The following is a 24,579-nucleotide window of genomic DNA, read 5'->3' as shown; positions in this document are numbered from 1 at the left end:
ATCATAAATAGGCCGATATGCTTCCGCCAGTGGGAATTTCCGCTGAGACGCTTGGCTTTTCAGCGGGATGGCCCCATTTTGGACGGCAAACGAGAATCGAGGCGGAAAGATGCGGGTCCTGATCGTCGAAAACATGGCCAACACCCATTTCGGGCAGGTGGGGGCGGCACTTGCCGAAGTGGGCGCAGCACTCGATATCCGCCGGCCATGGAAGGGCGACAACTTGCCGTCAGGCTCGCACGACCATGATGCGATTGCAGTGTTCGGCGGCGAGCAGAGCGCCGTCGACGACCATAGCCATCCCTATCTGCCGGAACTTGCGCGCCTGATGCGGGCCTTCGGCGACGCCGGCCGGCCGGTTCTCGGCATCTGTCTCGGCAGCCAGATTCTCGCCCGCGCCTATGGCGCGAACAACCTCATCGGCACGGCGCCGGAATTCGGCTGGCATAAGGTCGAACTGACGGAGGCCGCCAAGGATGATCCGGTCCTGTCAGCGGTCGAAGCCGGCTTTCCGATCTTCGAATGGCACAGCGATACGTTCACCCTGCCCGACGGCGCGGTGCGGCTTGCCCGCAACCCGGCGGTCGAAAACCAATGTTTCCGCATCGGCCGTGCGGCTTATGGCACGCAGTTCCACTTCGAGGCGGATCGTGGCGTGGTCGGGAAATGGAACGCCGAATTCAAGGACATGCTCGACCGCAAGCATCCCGGCTGGTTGCCGGACTATGCGGCGACGGCGCAACGTTCCGGTCCGGCCGCCGATGCGGCCGGTCTCAGCATCGCGCGGGCCTGGGTGGCCCTGGTGCGAGAGCTTCAGGCGGCCGAGGCCGCCGCGATGAGCTGATGGCTGGCCTTGCCGACGAACTGGCTGAACGAGGCGAAGATGACGTGGATCACGGGTGCCACGCTCGACGCCTGCCGGTCGCCCAGACCGCAGGTGGCATCGCGGCAGATGGCCGGTTCGGTGACGGCGACGAGTTCGACGGCAGCCGTCGGGCTTGTGCGGGTCAGTGCTCCCAGATTCATGGCGCTGGCCGACGATGCGAAAGTGGAAACGGCCATGCAGGCCATGAATGCGAAGACGAGCTTTTTCATGTTCCAATCCCTGTCCATTTTCGGTGCCGATTGTTGTTGTGGCATCCGGTCATGACGGCAGATTAGTCCGGCTCGCTTGAAAGCCGCTTAAGGCGATCAATAAAATTGTCTGCATCGCCGATTTTGTGTATCGCCACGCAACAGACCGCGCCGATTTGATTCAAGTTTGCAGGAAACCCCCGCCGGTTCATGCCCGAGAAAATCGCCATCCGCCGTATCGCGCTCACCGCCTTCCGCAATTACGGAACGGCGGCGCTTACGCTTGATGGCCGGCATGTCGTGCTGACGGGCGAGAACGGCTCCGGCAAGACCAATCTGCTCGAGGCCGTCTCCCTGCTTTCCCCCGGGCGAGGGCTGAGACGCGCCGTCTATGCCGATATCAGCCTGCAGGGTGCCGAAAGCGGCTTTTCCATCTTCGCCGAGATCGACGGCATGGAGGGGCCGGTCGAGATCGGCACCGGCCTTGCTGCCGGCGACGCCGCCTCGCGGCGGGTGCGCATCAATGGCACCGACGCGAAATCGACCGACGAACTGCTCGATCACCTGCGCATCCTCTGGCTGACGCCGGCAATGGACGGCCTGTTCACCGGCCCTGCCTCCGATCGCCGCCGTTTCCTCGACCGGCTGGTCCTGTCACTCGATCCAACCCATGGCCGGCGGGCCGCCGATTTCGAGCGCGCCATGAAGATGCGCAATAAGCTGCTCGAGGAAGGCCGCTACGATCCCGACTGGATGGCCGGCATCGAAGCGCAGATGGCGAGCCTCGGCGTGGCCATGGCGCTGGCGCGCAGTGAACTATTGATGTTGCTGACCCGGCTCGGTGAGCGCGGCGAGGTCGGGTCGGCCTTTCCGGCCGCCGACCTTCATCTGTCCGGTTTCCTCGACGAGGCGCATGGCCTGCCGGCGGTTGATCTGGAGGACCGCTATCTGGCGCTGCTGCAGGAAGGCCGCTTTCGCGATCAGGCGGCCGGGCGGACGCTGGAGGGGCCGCATCGCGCCGATCTGATCGTCACCCACCGGCAGAAGGGCATCGATGCAAGCCTCTGCTCGACCGGCGAGCAGAAGGCGCTCCTGGCCGGCCTGGTCCTGTCGCACGCGCAACTGACCGCCAACATGACCGGCGCCGCCCCCATTCTGCTGCTCGACGAGATTGGCGCCCATTTCGATGCGCGCCGCCGCGCCGCCCTCTTCGATCTCATCGACCATATTGGCGGCCAGGCCTTCATGACCGGTACGGATCGGCATCTTTTCGATGCGCTCGGCGACCGCGCAGAAAATTTCACGGTCACACATGGTACGATTTCGCGTTGAATGTGGTTCTGCTGCGGGCACCCGTGCTTGCATTAACATTTTTTAATGTTTAAGTCGCATTCTGCTTCATTGAAATGACATAATCGAATCGCCATCTAAATGAGTACAGACAGCCGTGCCCCTTTGGCTGTCCCCTCCGGAAAACCGGCACGTCCCCCGCCGGCCCGGACATGCGGACCGAGACGCCCCTTATTCTTTGTCCGCTTCATAAAAAGACCGTCATGGCATAGCCCTCCAGCCATGGCGGTCTTTCCTTTTTCAAAAGCATGTTTTGCGAAACTGTGCAGCGTTTGACGAGGCACGCGCAAAAACAAAGATCTCCGGGAGCATCCGGAGATCTTGATGGGCTTTCAGCAAATGAGATTACATCAGGCCGACGCTTTTGTAGGCCTCTTCGATGCGACCCTTGCCCCATCTCTTGACGTCCGAGACGTCGCCGCCGAACAGTGAGCGGGTCCTGGCATCCGAGGCGATATCCACGCCTTCACCGGCGCCGACCTTACGTACGCTCATGCCGCTCATGACTTCGACCAGGCCGTGCTCGACGAAGACGGCATAGTTGCCGCGATTGCGGCCGGCAAAGAATTTCGTGCCGCGCACGCCGATCTGGCCGAACGTGGTGCGGATGGTCAGATCGATCTTCGGCTTGCCTTCCGGCCGGTCGAACACCATGTCGCCGTTGACCAGGTCCAGCGTGCCGCCCTGCTCTGCAAGGAAGCTGTCAAGCAGGACTTCCGTCTTCTCGCCCATATTGATCTTGGTGTCCGAGCCGAGCGTCAGCGAAGCGAAACTCTTGGCGCCGGTGGTGATCAGGTCGTTGTTGATCAGTGCCGTGCCGATCTTGAGCTTGGTCTCGATATCGTTCTGGCTCTTGAGAACGTCGCCCTTGGCTTCCAGCACCTGGCCGATTGCGTCGTCGGCGAAGGCAGGCAGCGCATGCGACAGCGCCAGCGCGCCGGCGAGACCAAGCGTCTCGCGTCGCGTCAGGCCTCTGTTGATGTAGAATATCTTACCGAACATGGCAGGGAGCCTCCTGAAAGCTGTCCACAAAGACTACGCCAACCGCTGCCGGTTTCCAAGCGTCAGTCGACTGTCCTTCGAATTCCACGGCATTATCGCTGGCGATGTTTCAAGACGATGTTCCCGCGGGAACAGAGCCTGAAACAATCGCTCTATCTGATCGCGCCGGCCTCCGGGCCCCAGACATCGGTAACGGCAAAGCCCTCCGCCGTCGGGTCGAATGGGTCGAGCGCCACCTGCGTCAGCCCGAACGTCCAGGCGCGGCCGGAAATGGTCGGGATGATGGCGGGGCGTCCGGCAATTTCCGTGACGTCCTTGAGGCCGACGCGGAATTCCGTGCCGATGGTGGAACGCGAGGTCAGTACGTCACCCACCTTGGCCTTGCCCCGTGCATGAAGCGTGGCGAGATTGGCGGAACTGCCGGTGCCGCAGGGCGAACGGTCGACGCGGCCGGGCCACATGGTCGTGCAGGTGCGCACCGCGCCATCCGGTTCCTCGCCGCGGAACATTACATAGGCGACGCCGGAAATTTCCGGAATTTCCGGATGCACGATCTTCATCGTCCGGTTGATGGTCTCCTTGAGCAGCATGCCAGCCTCGACCAGTTCGCGGGCATTGGCCTTGCTGATCGACGTCCCGACGGCTGAGGCATCGGCGATGGCATAGAAAATGCCGCCATAGCAGATGTCGACCTTGACCTTGCCATAGTGCTCGGTCGGCACTTCGACGTCGAGATCGAGCACGAAGGACGGCGGCATGGTGAGTTCGACGCGCTCGCAGCGGCCATCCTTGCAGGTGGCGGTCGCCTTGACCAGGCCCGAGGCGGTGTCGAGCATGACCACGGTTTCCGGTTCCTTCATTTCGACAATGCCCATTTCGAGCAGCGCCGTCGTCACGCAGATGGCGTTCGAGCCGGACATGGCATGCGCCTGGTCGGCCTGGAGGATGATGAATCCGGCATCCGCCCCTTCGCGCCGCGGCGGCAGGAGCAGATTGACCGAGCCGAGCGGGCCGGAGCGCGGCTCGAGGCAGAGGAAACGGCGAATGCTGTCATCCACCGTGTTGATATAGTTCAACTGTTCGGCGATCGAATTGCCGGGGATGTTCGGCACGCCGCCGGTCGCCAACCGGCCGATCTCGCCCTCGCAATGCACATCGACGAGCTGAATGGTCCGCTTCCAACGCATTTCTTTATCCTCAAAACCTGTCGATCCGGAACGGCCGCATGTCGACCGCCGGCGTCCTGCCCTGAACCATGTCGGCCATCAATTGTGCATTGGTCGCCGCATAGGTGACGCCGAAATGGCCGTGGCCGGTCGTATAATAAAGGCCATTCGTCTTCGCCGAGGGTGATATGACGGGGATGGTGTCCGGCATGGCGGGGCGATGGCCCATCCATTCGGTATAATTCTCAACTTTCAGGCCGGGCAGCGCGAATTTCGCATGTTCGACGAGGATGYGCGCCCGCCGCCAGTTCGGCGGCTTCTTCAGCCCCGCCATTTCCACCGACCCGCCGACCCGGACGCCGCCCGCCGTCGGCGTCACCATGAAGGCGCGTTCCGGCCAGATCAGCGAATAGGTCAGGTCGATGCCGGGCGACATGATCTGCGTGTGGTAGCCGCGCTCGGTTTCCAGCGGAAACGGCTCGTCCAGCGACGCTGCCAATGCGCCGGTCTCAGCACCCATGGCAAGGATCAGCCTGTCGGCTTCCAGGCGGCGCCCGTCGCCGAGGATCACGGCAGTGACGCCGCGATTGTCGCGTTCGACACGCGCAATATCGCCGGTGACCAGTTCGGCGCCATTCGCTTGAGCCGCCTCGACCAGGCGCTTGACCAGCAGATGAGGATCGGAAATGAACGGATTGTCCGGCAGCAGCGTCGCTTTGATGATTGCCGGATTAAGCTGCGGCTCGCGCTCGCGGATCTCGCCGCCGCTCAGCACCTCGTATGTCATGCCGTAGCGCTGCATCAGTTCGCGATTGCCGTGGTCATCCTCGAACGCGCGTTCGCTCTCGTAGAGCGACAGGCAGGTCGCCTGGCTCAACATGTCGCGCGCGCCGATCCGGTCGAGCAGCACCTTCAGGTCGGCAAGTGAGCGGGTGGCGAGGCTCGCACCGGCATCCTCGATGGCGCGGATACGCGCCGGCCGGCCGGCGGCGAGGAATTTCAGGAACCACGGCAGCATTTTCACTGCATAGATGGGATCGGCCGTGACCGGCGCCTGGGGATCCATCAGCCAGCCGGGAATTTTTCGCCAGGTGGACGGCCGCGAGACGGCGTCGAAGCCGTTGACGGCGATGCTTGCCATATTGCCGAAGGAGGCACCCAGGCCGGGCTCCTGCCGGTCGACGAGAATGACTTTTTCGCCGCGCGCCGCGAGCTCATGGGCGATCGTCGCGCCGATAATGCCGGCGCCTGCCACAATAACGGGATGCTTGTGTTCCATGCGAGACCTTTGCCGCCCTTACGGCGTCTTCGAGGCAATCTGATATATCAGTTCACTGGGCTTGAAAACTGGCCGGCGGAAATATTTCCGCGATGACAGGCCGCAATACAAGCCCTCGACTTAGCCGGCAAAGCGGAATAGACAGTTCGTCTTCTCGTGGCGAAAAGTCAGTAAATATTTACTCGCTCACTCTTCCAGCGACGGGAAAACTGTGAGAGTTTAACCCACAAGAAGCCGGATTGTCGGGCATGGTCACCATCAAGGAAATCGCCAAGGCTGTGGGGGTGTCGTCCACGACAGTGTCGCGCGTGCTGAATTACGATCCGGCGCTGTCGATTTCCGCGGCCAAGCGCCAGGCGATCATCGAAACTGCCGAAGCATTGAACTATGCGACGCCGCGCAACCGCAATCGCGTCAACGGCAATGTCGCCGCCTACCTGCCCGCACCGGCAACGCCGCTTTCCAGGCTTGCCATCGTGCATTTCCTCGAGCCTTACGACGAGCTTGCCGACCCCTATTATGTTGGCGTGCGCTTCGGCATCGAGAACCGCTGCCGGGCGCACGGCACGGAAATCGTCAAGATCTTTCATTCCGATACGCTGCCGGACCCGGCTCTCTTGGAAAGCGTTTCGGGCGTCATCGTCGTCGGCAAGCAGTCCGACAATGAGATCGCCTGGCTTGCCGATCACTGCCGTCACGTCGTCTTCGCCGATTTCGATCCGCAGTCGGACACGATGGATTGCGTGCATCCCGACGTCGCTTTCGCAACGCGAAAAATCCTCAATGAACTCAATGCCATGGGCTATCAGCGGATCGCCTTCATTGGCTCCTACGAACATCTCAATGGCGAAACCCAGCCCTTTGGCGAGCGGCGCTGCAAGGCCTATATCGACTGGCAGAAGGAGCGCGGCCAGTTTGATCCCGCGCTGCTGGTGCTCGGCGAAAGCTGCGATTCCGGCCAGAATCTGCGCTTGGAAACCGGCTATATGCTTGCCAAGCAAGTCCTGCAGTTGAAGCCGCTGCCGGATGTCATCGTCACCGCCAACGACAACATGGCGATCGGCACCTATCGGGCAATGGCGGAGGCGGGCCTCAGAGTTCTCGACGACATCGCGGTCGTCTCCTTCAATGACATTCCGGTCGCCCAATTCCTCACCCCGCCGCTCTCGACCATGAAGATCCATGGTGAGCATATCGGCGAGACCGCGGTCGACCTTCTGGTCGAGCGCCTGGCCGGTCGCGATTACACCAAGAACGTCACAATCGCGACCGAAATGATCTGGCGCGAGAGCAGTCGCAAACCGGTGCAAAGCTAGGCTCTTCGCACCTGCAATAAATATTTACTGAAATTTTTCTTGCCTTTTCCCTCATTTTGGAAATACTCCCCGCAAGACGGGAGAGGAACCCGTCTTCAGGCAATCCATTTCGAGGGAGGATAAGATGGAAAAGTCCCGTATTCTAAAACGCTTCGCCGCCGTAGCCGTTGCAGGCGTCAGCCTGTTTGCCGCCACCGCCGCCTATGCCGGCCAGGTCACCATCTGGTGCTGGGATCCGAACTTCAACGTCGCAATCATGAAGGAAGCCGGCGCGCGCTACACCAAGGCGCATCCCGACACGACCTTCAACGTCGTCGATTTCGCCAAGGCCGACGTCGAGCAGAAGCTGCAGACGGGCCTGGCTTCGGGCACGTCGGATGCGCTTCCCGACATCGTGCTGATCGAAGACTACGGCGCGCAGAAATATCTGCAGTCCTTCCCCGGCTCCTTCGCCGAGCTGTCGGGCAAGATCGACTATACCGGCTTCGCGCCCTACAAGGTGCAGCTGATGACCGTCGACGGCAAGGTCTACGGCATGCCCTTCGACTCCGGCGTCACCGGCCTCTACTACCGCAAGGACTATCTCGCCCAGGCCGGCTACAAGCCGGAAGACATGCAGAACCTCACCTGGGACAAGTACATCGAGATCGGCAAGGCTGTCGAAGCCAAGACCGGCCACAAGATGATGGGCGTCGACCCCAACGATGCCGGCCTGATCCGCATTCTCATGCAGTCTGCCGGCGGCTGGTATTTCGACAAGGACGGCAACCTTTCGATCACCAACAATGCGGCTCTGAAGGGCGCGCTTGAGACCGAAGGCAAGATTCTCCAGGCCAATATCTACAAGCCGACGGCCGGCTGGAACAACTGGGTCGCTTCCTTCACCTCGGGCGATGTCGCTTCCGTCATCACCGGCGTCTGGATCACCGGCACGGTCAAGGCGCAGAAGGACCAGGCTGAAAAATGGGGCGTCGCACCCATTCCGGCCATGACCATCGACGGCGCCGGCCATGCCTCCAACCTCGGTGGCTCGAGCTGGTACGTGCTCTCGGCGTCCAAGGAAAAAGACACTGCGATCGACTTCCTCAATGAAGTCTATGCCAAGGACGTCGACTTCTACCAGAAGATCCTGATCGACCAGGGCGCTGTCGGCTCGCTGATGACTGCCCGCAAGGGTCCGGCCTATTCGGCGGCCGATCCGTTCTTCGGTGGCGAAAAGGTCTGGCAGAACTTCTCCGATTGGCTCGCCAAGGTTCCGCCGGTCAATTATGGCGTCTTCACCAATGAAGTCGACAACGCCGTGACCGCCAACTTGCCTTCGCTTGCCAAGGGCACGCCGGTCGACGACGTCCTGAAGGCGATCGAAGGCCAGGCCAAGGACCAGATGCAGTAAGAAACTCCCGGACGGGCCCTCGTGGCCCGTTTCCTCCCCGGGGCGTAGCGGCGAACGCCGCTCGCCTTGAGGGATTGCTGTTTCCGCCCCCCATTTTCTAAGGAGCAAGTGCACCGTGGCTGCCGCGCGATCGGGCTCAGCGAGACGCTTCTATTACGATGTCAACGGCTGGCTGTTCGTCCTGCCGGCTTTGGCCCTGATGGCGTTGTTCCTGGCCTTTCCAATCCTCGATTCGCTCAGCTGGTCGCTCTATTCGGGCAAGGGGCTGATCATCAAATTCGCCGGCTTCGGCAATATCGAGCGGCTGGCGCGCGACCCGGTCTTCCTGCACGCGCTCGGCAACACGATGACCTTTTTCGTCGTGCAGGTGCCGATCATGATCACGCTGGCGCTGATTTTCGCCAGCCTGCTCAACAATCCCAACCTGCGCTTCGTCGGCCTGTTCCGCACGGCGATCTTTCTGCCCTGCGTGTCGTCGCTGGTCGTCTATTCGGTGCTGTTCAAGAGCATGTTCTCGGTCGACGGCATCGTCAATTCGACACTGATCGCCATCGGCCTTGCGTCCGCGCCGATCCAATGGTTCACCGACGTCTTCTGGGCCAAGGTCTTGATCGTCATCGCCATCACCTGGCGCTGGACCGGCTACAATATGATCTTCTATCTGGCAGCACTGCAGAACATCGACCGCTCGGTCTACGAGGCGGCGCGCATCGATGGTGTGCCGGCCTGGGCACGCTTCGTCCACCTGACCGTACCGCTGTTGAAGCCCGTGATCCTGTTCACCACCATCACCTCGACCATCGGCACGCTGCAGCTCTTCGACGAAGTCTATAACCTGAGCGCCGAAGGCAAGGGTGGTCCCGCTGATTCGACGCTGACGCTGTCGCTCTATATCTACAACCTGACCTTCCGCTACGTGCCAAGCTACGGCTACGCAGCGACGGTTTCCTACGTGATTGTGGTCATGGTGGCGCTTCTCGCGCTCATCCAGTTCTATTTCGCGAGGGAGCGCACATGAATCTGTCCCGCCTCGCGCAGAACACGGCGCAATATGTGTTCCTCGGGCTCGCAGCCTTCCTGTCGGTGTTTCCGTTCCTGTGGATGGTGATCGGCGCCACCAACAAGTCGATCGACATCATCGACGGCAAAGTGTCGTTCGGCACGCAGTTGATGACCAATATCAGCAATTTCCTGGCCAAGGTGGACTTGCCGCTGGTGTTCTGGAACTCGGCGAAGGTGGCGATCCTGTCGACGCTTCTGACGATCATCGTCTCCTCGCTCGCCGGCTACGGCTTCGAGGTGTTCCACTCGAAATGGCGCGATCGCGTCTATTCGCTGGTGCTGCTGACGCTGTTCGTGCCGTTCGCGGCGCTGATGATCCCGCTCTTCCGGATCATGGCCAAGGCCGGTCTGATCGACACGCATATCGCCATCATGCTGCCGATGATCGCGTCGGCCTTCATCATCTTCTATTTCCGCCAGGCGACCAAGGCCTTCCCGCCGGAACTGCGCGATGCCGCCAGGGTCGATGGGCTGAAGGAATGGCAGATCTTCCTCTATATCTATGTGCCGGTGATGCGCTCGACCTATGCGGCGGCGTTCGTCATCGTCTTCATGCTCAACTGGAACAATTATCTCTGGCCGCTGATCGTGCTGCAGTCCAACGGCATGAAGACGATCACGCTCGTCGTCTCCTCGCTCGGCTCGGCCTATTATCCCGATTACGGCACAGTGATGATCGGCACCATCGTTGCTACGCTTCCCACGATCTTCGTCTTCTTCGCCATGCAGCGCCAGTTCGTCCAGGGCATGCTTGGTTCGGTGAAATAGGAATTTATCATGCGCAGATACGAGAATTTCAACGGCAACTGGATTTTCGCGGAGGGCTTTGCCGAGCATCGCGTCCATGAACTGCAGATCGGCGAAAAGGTCCGCCTGCCGCACAGCGCCGTCGAACTTCCTTACAACTACTTCGACGAAACCCGTTACCAGAAGCCGTTCACCTATCAGAAGCTGATAGCCTGGGAAGACGATTTCGAGGGCCGCGAAGTCTCGCTGGTCTTCGACGGCGCCATGGCCGATAACGTCGTCTGGCTGAACGGCGAGAAGATCATCGCCCATAAGGACGGCTATACCCCGTTCGAGGCGCGGCTGACGCCGCATCTCAGGAAGGGCGACAACATCCTGACGGTGAAGGTCGATGGTTCGGAAAACCCCGAAATCCCGCCCTTCGGCGGTCAGATCGACTATCTCTGCTATGCCGGCATCTATCGCGACGTCTGGCTAAAGGTCACGAGCCCGGTCGCGATCAAGAATGTCAAGATCGAGACGCCGGACCCACTGGCCGAGAGCAAGGCGGTAAAAGCCCGCGTCATTCTCGCCAATCCCGAACACCGCGCGCTGGCAGGCACGCTCTCCGTCACCATCACCGCTGCCGATGACCGGCACATCATCACCCAGGCTATGGAACTGGCAGGCCTCGAAACCACGATCGAGATCGACGATCTCACCGGCCTCGAACTCTGGGATATCGACAATCCGGTGCTCTACCAGCTGACGGCGACGATCGAGACTGAGGCCGGCCGGGACAGTTTTTCCAGCCGCTTCGGCTTCCGCACCGCCGAATATACGCCGGACGGTTTCCTGCTGAACGGCAAGCCGCTGAAACTCCGCGGCCTCAATCGCCATCAGGCCTGGCCCTATACCGGCTATGCCATGGGCAGGCGGCCGCAGGAAAAAGACGCGGACATCATGAAATATGATCTCCGCTGCAACATCGTCCGCACCTCGCATTATCCGCAATCGGCGTGGTTCCTCGACCGGTGCGACGAAATCGGCCTCCTGGTGTTCGAGGAAATCCCCGGCTGGCAGCATATTGGCGGCGAGGCCTGGCAGCAGGAATCGATCGAAAATGTCCGCCGCATGATCGAGCGCGACTGGAACCACCCGTCGATCATCATCTGGGGCGTGCGCATCAACGAGAGCCAGGACAATCACACCTTCTATGCCGAGACCAACCGGCTGGCCCGTGAACTGGATTCGACCCGCCAGACCGGCGGCGTCCGCTTCATCACCAATTCCGAACTGCTCGAAGACGTCTACACCATGAACGACTTCATCCTCGGGCAGGAGGAAATGCCGGGCAACAATCGCGGTCGCGTCGTGCTGCGCGACCGGGTCGAGACGACCGGCATCACCCGGCCGATCCCCTATATGATCACCGAATATAACGGCCACATGTACCCGACCAAGCGTTTCGACCAGGAGCAGCGCCAGGCCGAGCACGTGACCCGCCATCTGCTCATCCTCGACGCGGTGGCCGGCGACAGCAACATTTCCGGCTCCACCGGCTGGTGCATGTTCGACTATAACACGCATAAGGATTTCGGCTCGGGCGACCGCATCTGCTATCACGGCGTGCTCGACATGTTCCGCGAGCCGAAATTTGCCGCCTTTGCCTATTCCTCCCAGGGCGATCCGGCCGGTGGAGTGGTATTGCAGCCGGTGACCTATTGGGCGCGCGGCGAGCGCAATATCGGCGGCGTGCTGCCGCTGATCATCCTTACCAATTGCGACTATATCGAGCTCAAGTTCGGTGAATTCGAACCCAAGCGGATCATGCCGGACCGCGAGAACTACCCGCATCTCGTCCACCCGCCTGTCGTTGTCGACCTCCGCACAGTCACCCCGCAGGAATTCGGCACCTGGGGCCGCGTCTGGCGCGAAAGCATCATCACCGGCTATGTCGACGGCAAGCCGGTGAAGACCATGACCCTGCCGGCTGATCCCGTGCCCACACGGCTCGAAGTCGCTGCCGACGACACGGAATTGCGCGCCGGAGAGAGGGACAGCGTTCGTGTCATCCTCCGGGCGCTCGACCAGGAAGGCAATCTTCTGCCCTTCTTCGAAGAGCCGGTGCAATTGGCACTCAAGGGCGATGGCCGTATCCAGGGCCCGTCCGCCGTCACCTTCAAGGGCGGTGCCACCGGCTTCTGGGTGGAGGCGGGCGAGACGGCAGGCACGTTGGAGCTCAGCGTATCCTGCGCTGCCTTCGATGATCAGACGCTTGAATTTACGGTCGGAGACCAGGTATGAGCGATGTGAAGCTTGCCGCCATCCGCAAGAGTTTCGGCAGCCTTGAAATCATCAAGGGCGTCGATCTCGACATAAGGTCGGGCGAATTCGTGGTTTTCGTCGGACCGTCCGGCTGCGGCAAGTCGACTTTGCTCAGAATGATTGCCGGCCTGGAGGACATCTCTTCCGGCCTGCTGTCGATCGGCGGCAAGCCGATGAACGATGTCGACCCGTCCAAGCGCGGCATCGCCATGGTCTTCCAATCCTATGCGCTCTACCCGCATATGACCGTGCGCGAGAATATGGGTTTCGCATTGCGCTTCGCCGGCATGCCGAAGGCTGAAATCGAAAAGCGAGTCATGGCCGCAGCCAAGATCCTCGAACTTGAACCTTTGCTGGAGCGCCGGCCGAAGGCGCTCTCCGGCGGCCAGCGCCAGCGCGTTGCCATCGGCCGCGCCATCGTTCGCCAGCCCGAAGTCTTCCTGTTCGACGAACCGCTTTCCAACCTCGATGCCGAACTGCGCGTCCATATGCGCGTCGAGATCGCCCGGTTGCACAAGGAACTCAAGGTGACGACCATCTATGTCACCCATGACCAGGTCGAGGCGATGACGCTGGCCGACAAGATCGTCGTGCTGCGTTCAGGGATCGTGGAACAGGTCGGCGCGCCGCTGGAACTCTATGACGACCCGGCCAACCAGTTCGTCGCCGGCTTTATCGGCTCGCCGAAGATGAATTTTCTCGCCGCCGAAGTGGCGGAGACGAGCACCAGCCAGGTAACGGTCACGCTGACGAGCCAACGGGACGTGCGGCTGACTCTGCCCGTTTCAGCAGCCGTCGGCAAAGGCGACAAGGTCACGATCGGCATCCGCCCGGAACGCTTCGTCGAGGCCGGCCAGGGTGATGCGGATCTGGCGGTCGATGTCGACGTTGCCGAACATCTCGGCAGCACCAGCTATATCTACGCCCATATCGGATCCGGCGAACGGATCATCATCGAACGCGAGGAATCGCGCTCGATATCGAGCAAGCAGGATCGGCTGACCGTCGGCATCCCGGCGAAGAACTGTTTCCTGTTCGACAGCAACGAGAAGCGCCTGCGCTAAGCAGGTTCCGGAAAAGTGTTCCACGGTTTTCCGACAAGAACCTGCGACAAAACAAGGGGCTAAGCGGATGAATCGTTGGCTTGCCAACGAAAGTCGGCTTAGTCTCCCCGCCGCTTCTCCTGTTTCATCACGAAAGGAGTTGCCATGTCCGACAACAAGAAGATTCGCTGGGGCATTATCGGCCCCGGCACCATCGCGCGCACCTTCGCGGATGGGATCGCCCATTCCGCCACCGGCGTTCTGGCGGCCATCGCCAGCCGCGATCCGAACAAGCCCGGCCTGGCAGAGGGTTTCCCCGGCGCCCACATCCTCGACGGCTATGATGCGCTGCTGAGAGACCCAGAAATCGACGCAGTCTATATTGCCACGCCGCATCCCTCGCATGCCGAATGGGCGATCAAGACGGTGCGCGCCGGCAAGCATGTCCTGGTCGAAAAGCCGATCGCGCTGTCCGCCTTCGACGCCGCTGCCATCTATCACGAAGCAAAGAAAGCCGGCGTGTTCTGCGGCGAGGCCTATATGTACCGCCTGCATCCGCAGACGGCGAAGATCGTCGAACTGGTGAAATCCGGCGCTGTGGGTGAAGTTCGCCTCATTCGGTCGAGCTTCGGCTTCAACATGGGCACGGTGAAGCCTGAACACCGCCTGTTCTCACAAGCGACGGCCGGCGGCGGCATTCTCGATGTCGGCGGCTATCCTGTCTCGATGGTGCGGCTGATCGCCGGTGCCGTCGATGGCAAGCCCTTCCTCGATCCGATGACGGTGCACGGCATCGCCCAGCTCGGCCAGACCGGCGCCGACGAATGGGCCTCGGCAGTCCTGAAGTTCCCCAACGGCATCATTGCCGAAGTCTCCTGCTCCATCATGGCGCAGCAGGATAATACGCTCAGAATCATCGGCTCCGATGGCCGCATAGAGGTCAAGGATTTCTGGTTCGCTTCCGGCCATAAGGGCGGTACCGGCACGATCCGGATCATCAAGCCGGATGGCGCGGAAGAGGTGGTCGAGGTCGCCGAACCCGGCTGGCTCTATGCTTTCGAGGCCGATGCCGTTGGCCGCGCCATCGCGGCGGGACAGACCGAATTCACGTCACCTGGCACGGATCATGCCGATTCTTTGGGGACCATGCGGGTTCTCGACAAGTGGCGCGCCGATGCCGGTCTTGAATACGAGGTCGAGAAGCCGGCCACGCGCACCGTCAATATCGCCGGCGCGCCGGTTAAGCCCGGCAATGCTCTACCGCGTCGCTCCATCCCCGGCCTGGCGAAACAGGGTTCGGTCGCCGCACTCGGTTTCGAATTCTTCCCGAATTTTGTCTCCGCCTCGCTGACCATGGACGCCTTCTACGAAGCCGGCGGCAATATCTTCGACACCGCCTGGATCTATGCCAGCGGTAAGACAGAATCGATCTTCGGCGACTGGCATACGAGCCGCAAGGTGCCGCGCGAAGACATCATCCTGATCGGCAAGGGCGTGCATTCGCCGCTCTGCTATCCCGACCGGATCGGCAAGCAGCTCAGCGAAAGCCTTGGCCGGCTGAAGACCGACTATATCGACGTCTACTTCATGCATCGCGACAATCCGGAAATCCCGGTCGGCGAATTCGTCGATGCCATGGACGCAGAGGTGAAAGCGGGCCGTATCCGCGGCATTTTCGGCGGCTCGAACTGGACGCGCGAACGCATGGGCGAGGCGATCGCCTATGCCAAAAAGAACGGCAAGACCGCTCCGGGCGCTCTCTCCAACAATTTCGCGCTGGCCGAGATGCAGGACCCGATCTGGGCCGGCTGCGTCGCCGCCTCCGACGATGCCTGGAAAGTCTGGCTGAACGAAACGCAGATCACCAACTTTGCCTGGTCGAGCCAGGGCCGCGGTTTCTTCACCGACCGCGCCGGCCGCGACAAGCATGACGATGAGGAAATCGTCCGCTGCTGGTATTCGGAAAAGAATTTCGAACGCCGCGACCGGGCGATCGAACTGGCGGCCAAGCTCGGCCGCCATCCGATCCACGTCGCGCTCGCCTATGTCCTGGCGCAGCCCTTCCCGGTGATCCCGCTGATCGGCCCGCGCAACCTGACGGAGCTCGAGGACAGTCTCTCTGCGCTGGACATCAAGCTGACCCCGGAGCAGGTACGCTGGCTCGAAAGCGGGCAATAAGAAACGAGAGCCGGCGGTGCACTACTCCGCCGGCAGTTGGCTTGGGGCGGGCGCTATCGGCTCGTCCCGCAGCTTCGACCATTTGACGATGGCACGGGCAATGAGGGGGCCGGTCAGTAGGATGGCGAAGAGCCGCATCAGTTGCATCGCCATGATGAACGGCACGTCGACGGGCGTTGACGTGGCAATGATCGCCACCGAATCCGCCCCGCCCGGGCTGGTCGCCAGATAGGCAGTCAGCGGATCGACGCCCATGACCTCGACGAGGATCGCCGCAAAGCCACAGCAGATCGTGATCAGAATGACGATCGAGCCGAGCACACGTGGCAGCGCCCTTGCTGCGTGGTGAAGGATGGCCCGGGTGAAGCGCAGGCCGATATTCCAGCCGATGAAGGCATAGCTGATCGCAAGCAGCCAAGGCGGCAACTCGATCTGGATCAGGCCGAGCGTCTGCAGCGCCAGCCCAAGCATCATCGGCAGCAGGAAAATCCCCGCCTGCAGCTTCATCACCTGCGAAAAGACGATTGAGAACACGATGAGCGCAATCGTCTCGATCATCGGCACCACGGCAATCGGCGGAAACCAGATGATTGCCGGCGGCGCAGCACCGCTGGCACTGACCCAGATGCGTGAGACCGCTGTGGCGGCGACCGCAACGCAGACGACGCGCAGATATTGCATGAAGGCGACAAGCCGCATGTCGGCGCCGAAGGATTCGGCCATGATCGACATCGCCGACGCGCCGCCGGGCATGGAGGCCCAGATCGCCGTTGTGCCGGGCAGAACTTGGAGCTTGGCGAGCAGATAGCCGAGCGAGGCGCCGGCGGCGATCACCGAGATCACACCGCCCAGGAAGATCGGCCAGTCCTTGCCCACTTCCGTGAGGATGGAGAGAGGGATGGACTGTGCGATCAGGCAGCCCACCAGCGCCTGCGAGAAGGCCGTCACCAGCTTCGGCACCTTCACCGTTTTTTCCGCTGCGGAAAACAAAATACCCGCCAGCATTGGCCCGAGCAGCAAGGCCGCCGGCAGGCGCAGAAATTCCAGCGCGGCGACGAATGCAGCCGAGAGAAAGAAGAGCCCGGACCATCGAAAAGCAATGGTCCGAGTGCTTGGTTGGGCAGAGGTCGTCATGATGCCGGGAATTGAATGTTCTCACTCTTTATCACACGCGATATGCGCGGAAAGATAGTGGTAAAGGCGAAATTATGCGCCTCGTCGCTCGGTCCGGCGCAGAGGTCTTCGACGATCTGCAGATCATAGCCATGCTCCCAGGCCGCGCGGGCGGTGGATTCGACGCCGATATTGGTGGAAATGCCGCCGAGCACGATGGTGTTGATGCCGCGCCGGCGCAGCTGAAGGTCGAGATCGGTGCCATGGAAGGCGCCCCATTGCCGTTTGTGGATCTTGAGATCGCCCTTGCCTTCGATGCCTTCGACAAGATCCGACCATCCGTCCGGCAGGCCGCCCGGCGGAAGCTGCATCGGCTGGTCGACATTGCGCGACGGCATGTCGGCATAGTCCTTGGCGAAGTTGACGAACACCAGGGCAACGAGCGCGCCGGCGGCACGGAATTTCTCGGCGGTTGGAATGGCATTGGCGACCACCTCCGCGCCCAGGCGCGGGCGGATTTGCGGATTGCTGGCGACGCCGTTCTGCAGATCAATGAGAACGAGGGCCGTGGTCTTGGGATCAAGCATGGGAATGCCTCTTGAGACAGGATTGCAACGGAGAGATGACGGGAGAGATCTGTCGTGTTATGTGAGGATAGACTCGCAAAACAGATAGTTGAGGATATCCTCGCAAATGTCAACAGTGATATCAGCCGTGGCGCCGAAAAGGGCGAGAGGCCGCCTGCGCGTCGATGCCATCATGCAGTCTGGCGCCGAACTTTTCGCCGAAAAGGGCTATGATGCAGCGACGATGACGGAGATCGCAGCCCGCTCCGGCACCGCGATCGGCTCGCTCTACCGCTTCTTCCCGACCAAGGAGACGCTCGCCGACGCCTTGATCATGCGTTACGCCGAAAAGCTGTTCGAAGGGCTCGACGAAATCATCAGCGACAGCCATCAGCTTTTCGGCGAACAGCTTGCCAACCGCTTCATCGACCTGATGATCGCGCTGCGCGGCGACCGTGCCGTGGCCGTATCGCTGGTCGATCATCAGGAGGATGCCTCCGGCCGCCGTGGCGCGCTGCGCAACGGCTCGATCGAGCGGATCGCCAAGGCTTTGAAAGCGCAAAACAATCGCCTCGCCGAGGAGCATGCGACGGCGATGGGCTCGGTGATCCTGCACCTGCTGAAATCAGTTCCCCCCCTTGCCGACAAGGGCGGGGCGGATGCGGAGAGGCAGATTGCAGAGGTGCGCAAGATGGCCGGCGCCTATATTGTGGCCGCCGCATAATTCCTCCAGTCGTCCGGACGAATTCATATGGTTGTCATGGAACCGTCGTATGTGCTTCGCCATAACTTAAAGGGCAGGCATTCGTCTTTGGTACCAAAATCCCTCCCCGCAAGGGAGAGGGGCTTAACTTGCGGCTCCGCCGTGCCCTGATTGAGGCAAGGAGAGTGCCGCGAGTCTTCTCCCCCTTGTGGGAGAGATGGCCGCCCTTCGATGAACTCAGGAGGCCAGAGAGGGCCTTTCCATAGGCGATTGCCCCGGCATGGAGGGCGAGATGACAGCAGAAATCGACCGTGAAGCCGGCAGCACGCTCTGGCACCAGATCGCCGAACTGTTGGCAAACGAGATCGAATCCGGCGCCCTGCGACCCGGCCAGCAATTGCCGACCGAGACCAAGCTGATGCAGCGCTTTAATGTCAGCCGTTTTACCATCCGGCAGACCATCGCCCATCTCGAGGCGCGTGGTCTGGTGCGCGCCGAACAGGGTCGCGGCACCTTCGTGCACAAGGGCATGCTGGACTATCCGCTCTCGAAGAAGACCCGGTTTTCCAAGAACCTGATCGAACAGGGTTTCGAGCCCGGCGGTGAATTGCTGGTGCATGAAATCATCCCGGCGCCGCGGCATGTCGTGGTTCGGCTGAGGCTGCCGCTCGGCGCCGCCGTTATCCATCGCGTCGTCGTGTCGACCGCTGACGGCATTCCAGTAGAGATCGGTGATTCCTATTATCCAGCGGCGCGCTTTCCCGATTTCGACAAGGCACGCGAATGTTTTCCGACCGTGACCGCGGCGTTCGCCACCTACGGCATCCGCGACTATGACAGACTGGTCACAGAGATAGAGGCACGCTTGCCGACCGCCGACGAAGCCCGCCTGCTACGCCAGCCGAAGTCGACGCCGGTGCTGATCGTCCGCAAAGTCGACATCGACCAGAACGGCATGCCCTTCAATTATGGCGAAACGGTCTGGTCGTCGGAGCGGGTGACCTTCACGGTTGGCAAGGACTGAAACGGCTCGCTCTACTCTAGTACCAAATTCAACCTACCTGGAATTCCGGATCGACGGGAATCTGCATCGCCGTGACCAGATGATTGGTCTGGGCGGCCAGCCCGATCACAGCCAGCAGTTCGGCATGCTGCGCATCCGTCATGCCGCGGCCTCGTGCGGCGGCGGTGTGGGAATGGACGCAATAGCTGCAGGAATTGGCGGTCGAGACGGCGATATAGATCATCTCGCGGGTCAGCGGATCGAGCGCGCCTTCCGTCGCCATCACCGCTTTCAGCCCTTCCCAGGTGCGCTTGAGCAGCGGCGGGTCATTCGCCAGCCCACGCCAGAAATTGTTGACGAAATCGGATTTGCGCGTGGCGCGGATATCGTCAAATACCGCCTTGGCCGCAGGAGTGGCATCGATCTCAATGTCGGTCAGGAGTTTTACGGTGGACATGGCTATTCCTTCTCGCAGCTAGTGAACTGCCGCATACATGATCTTCTCTTCCGTCGATTCCGTCGGCGAGAATTCTTCGACGATCCGCCCCTGCCGGCAGACCAGAATGCGATCCGACAGGTTCATGATCTCTGGCAGATAGGAGGAAATCACCACCACCGCCAGCCCCTGGTCCGCCAGTCCATTGATGATCTGGTGGATTTCGGCGATGGCGCCGACATCGACGCCACGCGTCGGCTCATCGAAGATGACGAGGCGCGGCTTCTGCACTAGCCCTTTGCCGATCACCACTTTCTGCTGGTTGCCGCCGGAAAGTTCGACGACCCGGGCATTGTCGTTGATGGCGCGGATATTGAGCGCCTTCGACCATTCGGCCGAGAGCGCATGCATCTCCTTGACGCTCATGACCGTGCTTTTCTCGCGACCGGCCGCCAGAAGACCGCCGAACAGGTTCTCGGCGATCGACATGGTCTCGAAAAAGCCTTCGCTCTTGCGATCCTCGGTGACATAGACGATGCCGTCACCCACCGCCTCGCGCGGCACGTAATAGCGCACCGGCTTGTCGTCGAGCTCGATCGTACCGCCACGGTTGAAGTCGCGCTTATAGATGCCTGCGACCACCTTGAAGGTCTCGGTGCGGCCCGAGCCGATCAGGCCGAAGACGCCGGTGATCTGGCCCTCGAAAATCGAAAAGGAATTGTTGCGCACGACATTGCTCATCGAAATGTCCTGCACCGACAGCACCTTCTTGCCCGGCTTCCGGATCGTGGAGGCATCGCGTTGGCGGTAGAGCGCGCCCGACAGCGTGCGGCCGACCATGGCGGCGATGATCTTTTCCCGGTCGAAATCCGCGGTCGGCCCGGATGCCACCAGTTCGCCGTCGCGCAGAATGGTGATCCGGTCGGACAGCAGCAGCGCCTCTTCCAGCGCATGGCTGATGAAGACGATCGACACGCCGCGCGCTTTCAGCCGGCGAACCAGCGCAAAGAAATGCCGCTTCTCCTCCGGCGTCAATGTCGCCGTCGGCTCGTCGAAAATGATGATCTCGGCATTGTGCTGGACGGCGCGGGCAATCTCGACCATCTGCTTCTTCGCCGCCCCAAGCGTTTCGACCATGGCCGTCGGATCGACCGGGAAATTCAGCGACTGCAGGAATTGCTGAGCCGAAATATAGATGCCGCGCAGCCGATTGAGGAAAGCTTCTGAGCCAAGATAGAGATTCTGCGCCACCGTCATCGACGGCACCAAGCTGGTTTCCTGAAACACCATGGCAATGCCGGCGTTGAGCGCCGCATGCGGCGTCGCGTAGGCAATCTCCTTGTCATGGTGGAACATCTTTCCCGACGTCATCTCAACCACGCCGGCAATGATTTTCGTCAGCGTCGACTTGCCGGCGCCGTTTTCGCCAAGCAGCGCATGGATCTCGCCCTTGCGCAGATCGAAGCTGACACTCTTGACGGCTGGGACACCGCGATAGGCTTTGGTGACGTTTTCGAGGCGGATGATGATGTCGCTGTTATCGCTCATCTCATGCCCCCTTGTTCAAGTCGATGGACAGAACGCAGTTGCCGCCCTTGGACGCGGCGTAACATCTGATGTCCCCGGCATTTTTCAGGTGAATGACGCCCGTGATCCCATGGCGTGAACCATTGGCTCGGCTATGGATGCTGGAGACCGGCTGATAGTCGTCGTCGAGTTGTGCGATCATGCCGTAGGACCGGCTGGGCGACCAAGGCTTATGTACGCCCATGCTGCGAATGGCGCCGCATTGCAGCGGCTCAAGGAAGGAGCGACCCGACGACAAGGCCGGCGCTATCCAGTGTTCTTCCGCCACTTCCTCCATCATTGCCTGCCGATAGTCATCCTCTTGCAAGACGAACTCGATCAAACGGTTCATTGGCGCGAAGATGCAAAGGCTCATGCCGCCATAGATAGCTGGCGCCATCCGCGAGGGATAACCCGGCAAATTATCGGTCAAAGTCTTTTGGTCGCTCGTCCTGTCATCGATCTGGATCAACCTCCGCCTCCAGCTTTCGCTGACGACAATCCTGTCCTTTCCGGTACCGCCCCATGTGATGTCGAGGCCGGAGGGATAGGCAAGCCCATCGGCAATCTTATGAAAATCTTGTGATTTCAAGTCCATGAACCAAATCGAACCGCTCCTGCCGTGCGACAGAAGATCACGCGACCAGCGCGACGGGCTGACGTCCCTCGAACCGTTCGTGAGATAAAGCCGGTTGTTGGTCGCGCTTAAGTTCAGGGCGGTGATGCATTTGATCTCGTCGGGTTTTTCGACTGCGACACCATTCACAAGCAGCGTGCCGTCTTCGAGTCCAACTGCGAGAGCGCCATGATGGCCGGTATCCACCGCAGTTATCGGGGCGGGGAACGTCTGGTAAAGGTTTGCCGGCTTATCGGCCTTCATCCGCCAGAGGTTGTTGCCGCTGGAGATGAACACGGCCTCATCATCGTAGTCGTAAGCCATATCATCCGGCGCTTCGAGCTCGGCGACCACCTCCGCCTCATCCAGTATCGTGTTCGGCCGGAACGCACCATCGAGCGGCGGAATGGTCACCGCCTTGCCGCGGAAAAGATCGAGGATCGGATCGAAGATCATTTCGCCGCTCCCCAATAGGAGGCCGGGCCGACCCAGTCCGGATCGGCCTCCGGCAGCTTGAACCTGCCGATGCGGTTGTTGAGAATGCCGCCGATGAAGAGATACCCCTTGTGCTCGCGCATCGAGGTGACCATGGGATGCGATACACCGGTCATATCGCCCAGCGTTCCGACGATTTGGCCAGCTTCGTCGAATTTCACCACGCCGCCGGTATTGATGTTGGGAAACAGCCAATCGTCCTGCGGCAGGCGCCGGGTCATGCGTTTGCGAAAACCGGGATGGCGCAGCGACAGGTCGAAGCTCGGCGTGCGCATGCCGAGCCACGCCATCCAGTATTTCCCGCCCGAGGCGCGATTGATATTGTCGGGATAGCCGGGCATGTCCTTGATCACGCATTCGGCCATGCCGGCTTTCGGCCCTTCCAGCCAGTAGCGGTGTACGCGGCAGGCCCAGCTTTCGGCGACGAACAGCGACTTGCCGTCATGGGCGATGCAGACGCCGTTGAGATAGCGGTAGCCGTCGAGCAGGGTTTTCGTCGTCCCGTCCTTCGGGTCATAAACGAGCAAGCGGCCGGTGGCGCGGTTTTCGATCGAATCGAGTGCCCAGTCATGCGCGTCGTAACGCTTGGTCGAGTCGGTGAAATAGATGCGGCCATCGGGGGCGATGTCGCAGTCATTCGGGTCGCGCAGCCGGGCGTCGTCGACCACGGAGGTCCAGCTGCGCCGCGTCTCGGCCGACAGTTTCTTCACCTCGCGATCGGGCGAGATCGAATAGAGCCCCATGGCGCCGACGCACGAGATCAGATTGCCGGATTTGTCGAAGGTAAGCCCGAGCGGGAAACCGCCAACGTGGGCGAAGACTTCCGACTTGACATAATCCGGCGCGAAGAAGCGGATGATTTCGCCATGCCGTGTGCCGCAATAAAGATGGTCGTTGCGGTCGAGAATGACGTCTTCCGGCCCTTCGAGTTCGCCGAGACCGATATAGTCGGTCCTCGAAATCGCATTGTTGAGCGCATAAGGCGTGCCGGAATTCGGTTCGGCCGATTGCGTCTCGCCCATCTTCAGATAGACTGGGGCGACGTAGACTTCGTTCAGCACCTTGTGGCGGTTCTTCAGCCAGCGGATGTCGATCGTCACGGCAACCGCCAGCATGATACCCAGCACCATCTGGTTCGTGCCGGTGCCATAGCCTAGCCGGATCAGGCCATTGGTCATTACCAGCACGATGATCGCGCCCATCATGCCCTTGACCACCGAGCCGCGTCCACCGCCGAGCGAATTGCCGCCGACCACCGCCGCCGTCAGCGCCAGGATTTCGAGATTGAGACCTGTGCCTGGTCCGGCGCCCGAAAGCCGGCAGGCGATCAGGAAGCCAGCAATCGAGGCGCAGAGACCGGAAAATACATAGGTCATAAAGACGGTTTGCCGCACCTTGATGCCGGCATTGTGGGCCGACCGGCGTGAGCCGCCGACGGCGAGCACATGCCAGCCCGGCCGCGACCGCGTCAGCGCGATATGGGTGAGGATGGCGATGACGACCGCCGCGATCACCGGGATGGAAAAGCCATAGACGGTACTGTCACCGACAAAATCCCAGATGTCGGAGGAGGCCATCGAGGTCTGGATCGCTGCGCCATAGTTGACGACCAGGATATCGAAGATCGCACGGCCGATGATGAAGGTGACGAGCGTGGTGAGGAAGGCGCGCAGGCGCAGATAGCCGACGAGATAGCCGTTGATGGCGCCAAAGGCGACGCCGGTCGCCAGTGCCGCGATGAATGCCAGCCAGACGGGTTGGTCGAGAATCATGAACACGCCGACGGCGGCGAAGCACGAGAGCGCGAAGATCGAGCCGACGGACAGGTCGATGCCGCCGCCGAGCATGACGACAGTCAACCCGGTGACGACAATCGAGAATTCGCCGAGCTGGCGGGTCGATTCCTGCAGCGAATAGAGCTTGAAGAAGCCGGGGATGGCAGTGCCGAAGCTGGCAACGACAATCACCAGCGCGATGAACGGAATGGCATTGTCCGTCCAGCGCTTGGTGAGGATCTCGCCGATAAGATGATCGGGAATATTGTTGTATCGCCAGGCTTGCAGGCGTTCACGAAAGGACATCGGCCACCGCGTCATGCTGCTTGATTGGGTCGAGCGGGAGGATGCCCGCTCGACGAGTGGAGAGAGCCCCCTCATCCGACCCT

Annotated in this window: 21 protein-coding genes; 11 read left to right on the top strand and 10 right to left on the bottom strand. The window is 61.1% G+C overall.

Annotation, left to right across the window (positions count from 1 at the left end):
- Positions 1-109 precede the first annotated feature (109 nt).
- Entirely contained in the window at positions 110-844 is a 735-nt protein-coding gene (locus AC1D06_RS09530; RefSeq protein WP_477986028.1) for a type 1 glutamine amidotransferase, read from the top strand.
- On the opposite strand, the gene AC1D06_RS09525 is transcribed toward AC1D06_RS09530, so the two are convergent.
- Positions 814-1,095, bottom strand: a complete 282-nt coding sequence (locus tag AC1D06_RS09525) for a hypothetical protein (protein WP_477986027.1) — start codon at positions 1,093-1,095, stop codon at positions 814-816. The two genes, AC1D06_RS09530 and AC1D06_RS09525, sit on opposite strands and share 31 nt — an antisense overlap.
- Positions 1,096-1,284: 189 nt before the next feature.
- On the opposite strand from AC1D06_RS09525, the gene recF reads away from it, so the two are divergent.
- Positions 1,285-2,406 (top strand): DNA replication/repair protein RecF, encoded by a 1,122-nt coding sequence (gene recF, locus AC1D06_RS09520; RefSeq protein WP_477986026.1) that lies wholly within the window; start codon positions 1,285-1,287, stop codon positions 2,404-2,406.
- A gap of 363 nt (positions 2,407-2,769) precedes the next feature.
- On the opposite strand, the gene AC1D06_RS09515 is transcribed toward recF, so the two are convergent.
- The 3 genes from AC1D06_RS09515 to AC1D06_RS09505 form a co-directional block, all read right to left on the bottom strand.
- The gene (locus AC1D06_RS09515) at positions 2,770-3,426 is read right to left on the bottom strand and encodes a FecR family protein (RefSeq protein ID WP_477986025.1); all 657 of its coding nucleotides are present in this window, start codon (positions 3,424-3,426) and stop codon (positions 2,770-2,772) included.
- 152 nt (positions 3,427-3,578) lie between these two features.
- Positions 3,579-4,613, bottom strand: coding sequence for a proline racemase family protein (locus tag AC1D06_RS09510; RefSeq protein ID WP_477986024.1), 1,035 nt, complete (start codon positions 4,611-4,613; stop codon positions 3,579-3,581).
- Between the two features lie 10 nt (positions 4,614-4,623).
- Positions 4,624-5,871, bottom strand: coding sequence for an NAD(P)/FAD-dependent oxidoreductase (locus tag AC1D06_RS09505; protein ID WP_477986023.1), 1,248 nt, complete (start codon positions 5,869-5,871; stop codon positions 4,624-4,626).
- A 248-nt stretch (positions 5,872-6,119) separates the two neighbouring features.
- Here AC1D06_RS09505 and AC1D06_RS09500 point away from each other — a divergent pair, with 248 nt between their 5' ends.
- The 7 genes from AC1D06_RS09500 (at position 6,120) to AC1D06_RS09470 (ending at position 15,917) form a co-directional block, all read left to right on the top strand.
- The gene (locus AC1D06_RS09500; protein WP_477876007.1) at positions 6,120-7,187 is read left to right on the top strand and encodes a LacI family DNA-binding transcriptional regulator; all 1,068 of its coding nucleotides are present in this window, start codon (positions 6,120-6,122) and stop codon (positions 7,185-7,187) included.
- 124 nt (positions 7,188-7,311) lie between these two features.
- Positions 7,312-8,580 carry an ABC transporter substrate-binding protein gene (locus AC1D06_RS09495; protein ID WP_477986022.1) on the top strand — a complete coding sequence of 423 codons (1,269 nt, stop codon included), beginning with the start codon at positions 7,312-7,314 and terminating at the stop codon, positions 8,578-8,580.
- A gap of 115 nt (positions 8,581-8,695) precedes the next feature.
- Complete coding sequence (locus AC1D06_RS09490) at positions 8,696-9,598, top strand: carbohydrate ABC transporter permease (RefSeq protein WP_477876005.1); 903 nt, start codon at positions 8,696-8,698, stop codon at positions 9,596-9,598.
- Positions 9,595-10,410 carry a carbohydrate ABC transporter permease gene (locus AC1D06_RS09485; RefSeq protein ID WP_477876004.1) on the top strand — a complete coding sequence of 272 codons (816 nt, stop codon included), beginning with the start codon at positions 9,595-9,597 and terminating at the stop codon, positions 10,408-10,410. The genes AC1D06_RS09490 and AC1D06_RS09485 overlap by 4 nt, the downstream gene beginning before the upstream one ends.
- Positions 10,411-10,419: 9 nt before the next feature.
- Entirely contained in the window at positions 10,420-12,675 is a 2,256-nt protein-coding gene (locus AC1D06_RS09480; RefSeq protein WP_477986021.1) for a glycoside hydrolase family 2 protein, read from the top strand.
- Complete coding sequence (locus AC1D06_RS09475; protein ID WP_477876002.1) at positions 12,672-13,760, top strand: ABC transporter ATP-binding protein; 1,089 nt, start codon at positions 12,672-12,674, stop codon at positions 13,758-13,760. Before AC1D06_RS09480 ends, AC1D06_RS09475 begins: the two co-directional genes overlap by 4 nt.
- A gap of 144 nt (positions 13,761-13,904) precedes the next feature.
- The gene (locus tag AC1D06_RS09470) at positions 13,905-15,917 is read left to right on the top strand and encodes an aldo/keto reductase (RefSeq protein WP_477986020.1); all 2,013 of its coding nucleotides are present in this window, start codon (positions 13,905-13,907) and stop codon (positions 15,915-15,917) included.
- Between the two features lie 21 nt (positions 15,918-15,938).
- Here AC1D06_RS09470 and AC1D06_RS09465 read toward each other — a convergent pair whose 3' ends face one another.
- Entirely contained in the window at positions 15,939-17,051 is a 1,113-nt protein-coding gene (locus AC1D06_RS09465; RefSeq protein WP_477986019.1) for an AbrB family transcriptional regulator, read from the bottom strand.
- Positions 17,048-17,617 (bottom strand): hydrolase, encoded by a 570-nt coding sequence (locus AC1D06_RS09460; RefSeq protein ID WP_477875999.1) that lies wholly within the window; start codon positions 17,615-17,617, stop codon positions 17,048-17,050. Before AC1D06_RS09460 ends, AC1D06_RS09465 begins: the two co-directional genes overlap by 4 nt.
- A gap of 106 nt (positions 17,618-17,723) precedes the next feature.
- On the opposite strand from AC1D06_RS09460, the gene AC1D06_RS09455 reads away from it, so the two are divergent.
- Complete coding sequence (locus tag AC1D06_RS09455; protein ID WP_477986018.1) at positions 17,724-18,320, top strand: TetR/AcrR family transcriptional regulator; 597 nt, start codon at positions 17,724-17,726, stop codon at positions 18,318-18,320.
- A gap of 271 nt (positions 18,321-18,591) precedes the next feature.
- The gene (gene phnF, locus AC1D06_RS09450) at positions 18,592-19,323 is read left to right on the top strand and encodes a phosphonate metabolism transcriptional regulator PhnF (protein ID WP_477986017.1); all 732 of its coding nucleotides are present in this window, start codon (positions 18,592-18,594) and stop codon (positions 19,321-19,323) included.
- 28 nt (positions 19,324-19,351) lie between these two features.
- Here phnF and AC1D06_RS09445 read toward each other — a convergent pair whose 3' ends face one another.
- From AC1D06_RS09445 to AC1D06_RS09430, 4 genes are read right to left on the bottom strand one after another with little or no spacing between them, the layout of a single operon-like run.
- Positions 19,352-19,759 carry a carboxymuconolactone decarboxylase family protein gene (locus AC1D06_RS09445; RefSeq protein WP_477986016.1) on the bottom strand — a complete coding sequence of 136 codons (408 nt, stop codon included), beginning with the start codon at positions 19,757-19,759 and terminating at the stop codon, positions 19,352-19,354.
- An 18-nt stretch (positions 19,760-19,777) separates the two neighbouring features.
- Positions 19,778-21,286: a sugar ABC transporter ATP-binding protein gene (locus AC1D06_RS09440; RefSeq protein ID WP_477986015.1), complete on the bottom strand. Its 1,509-nt coding sequence runs from the start codon at positions 21,284-21,286 to the stop codon at positions 19,778-19,780.
- Position 21,287: 1 nt separating this feature from the next.
- The gene (locus AC1D06_RS09435) at positions 21,288-22,376 is read right to left on the bottom strand and encodes a hypothetical protein (RefSeq protein WP_477986014.1); all 1,089 of its coding nucleotides are present in this window, start codon (positions 22,374-22,376) and stop codon (positions 21,288-21,290) included.
- Complete coding sequence (locus AC1D06_RS09430; protein WP_477986013.1) at positions 22,373-24,496, bottom strand: ABC transporter permease; 2,124 nt, start codon at positions 24,494-24,496, stop codon at positions 22,373-22,375. Before AC1D06_RS09430 ends, AC1D06_RS09435 begins: the two co-directional genes overlap by 4 nt.
- Positions 24,497-24,579 lie beyond the last annotated feature (83 nt).

Source organism: Rhizobium sp. P2_G2, from assembly GCF_056403555.1.
Note: the sequence above shows the minus strand (reverse complement) of the source record. Positions and strands in the feature narration are given on the sequence as shown.

What these genes read in the sequence shown, in the direction of transcription:
- AC1D06_RS09475 (WP_477876002.1), top strand. Translation starts at nt 12,672, where the DNA reads ATGAGCGATGTGAAGCTTGCCGCCATCCGCAAGAGTTTCGGCAGCCTT.
- AC1D06_RS09470 (WP_477986020.1), top strand. Translation starts at nt 13,905, where the DNA reads ATGTCCGACAACAAGAAGATTCGCTGGGGCATTATCGGCCCCGGCACC.
- AC1D06_RS09510 (WP_477986024.1), bottom strand. Translation starts at nt 4,613, where the DNA reads ATGCGTTGGAAGCGGACCATTCAGCTCGTCGATGTGCATTGCGAGGGC.
- AC1D06_RS09440 (WP_477986015.1), bottom strand. Translation starts at nt 21,286, where the DNA reads ATGAGCGATAACAGCGACATCATCATCCGCCTCGAAAACGTCACCAAA.
- AC1D06_RS09460 (WP_477875999.1), bottom strand. Translation starts at nt 17,617, where the DNA reads ATGCTTGATCCCAAGACCACGGCCCTCGTTCTCATTGATCTGCAGAAC.
- AC1D06_RS09430 (WP_477986013.1), bottom strand. Translation starts at nt 24,496, where the DNA reads ATGTCCTTTCGTGAACGCCTGCAAGCCTGGCGATACAACAATATTCCC.
- recF (WP_477986026.1), top strand. Translation starts at nt 1,285, where the DNA reads ATGCCCGAGAAAATCGCCATCCGCCGTATCGCGCTCACCGCCTTCCGC.
- AC1D06_RS09435 (WP_477986014.1), bottom strand. Translation starts at nt 22,376, where the DNA reads ATGATCTTCGATCCGATCCTCGATCTTTTCCGCGGCAAGGCGGTGACC.
- AC1D06_RS09455 (WP_477986018.1), top strand. Translation starts at nt 17,724, where the DNA reads ATGTCAACAGTGATATCAGCCGTGGCGCCGAAAAGGGCGAGAGGCCGC.
- AC1D06_RS09465 (WP_477986019.1), bottom strand. Translation starts at nt 17,051, where the DNA reads ATGACGACCTCTGCCCAACCAAGCACTCGGACCATTGCTTTTCGATGG.
- AC1D06_RS09530 (WP_477986028.1), top strand. Translation starts at nt 110, where the DNA reads ATGCGGGTCCTGATCGTCGAAAACATGGCCAACACCCATTTCGGGCAG.
- AC1D06_RS09480 (WP_477986021.1), top strand. Translation starts at nt 10,420, where the DNA reads ATGCGCAGATACGAGAATTTCAACGGCAACTGGATTTTCGCGGAGGGC.
- AC1D06_RS09515 (WP_477986025.1), bottom strand. Translation starts at nt 3,426, where the DNA reads ATGTTCGGTAAGATATTCTACATCAACAGAGGCCTGACGCGACGCGAG.
- AC1D06_RS09525 (WP_477986027.1), bottom strand. Translation starts at nt 1,095, where the DNA reads ATGAAAAAGCTCGTCTTCGCATTCATGGCCTGCATGGCCGTTTCCACT.
- AC1D06_RS09445 (WP_477986016.1), bottom strand. Translation starts at nt 19,759, where the DNA reads ATGTCCACCGTAAAACTCCTGACCGACATTGAGATCGATGCCACTCCT.
- AC1D06_RS09500 (WP_477876007.1), top strand. Translation starts at nt 6,120, where the DNA reads ATGGTCACCATCAAGGAAATCGCCAAGGCTGTGGGGGTGTCGTCCACG.
- AC1D06_RS09485 (WP_477876004.1), top strand. Translation starts at nt 9,595, where the DNA reads ATGAATCTGTCCCGCCTCGCGCAGAACACGGCGCAATATGTGTTCCTC.
- AC1D06_RS09495 (WP_477986022.1), top strand. Translation starts at nt 7,312, where the DNA reads ATGGAAAAGTCCCGTATTCTAAAACGCTTCGCCGCCGTAGCCGTTGCA.
- phnF (WP_477986017.1), top strand. Translation starts at nt 18,592, where the DNA reads ATGACAGCAGAAATCGACCGTGAAGCCGGCAGCACGCTCTGGCACCAG.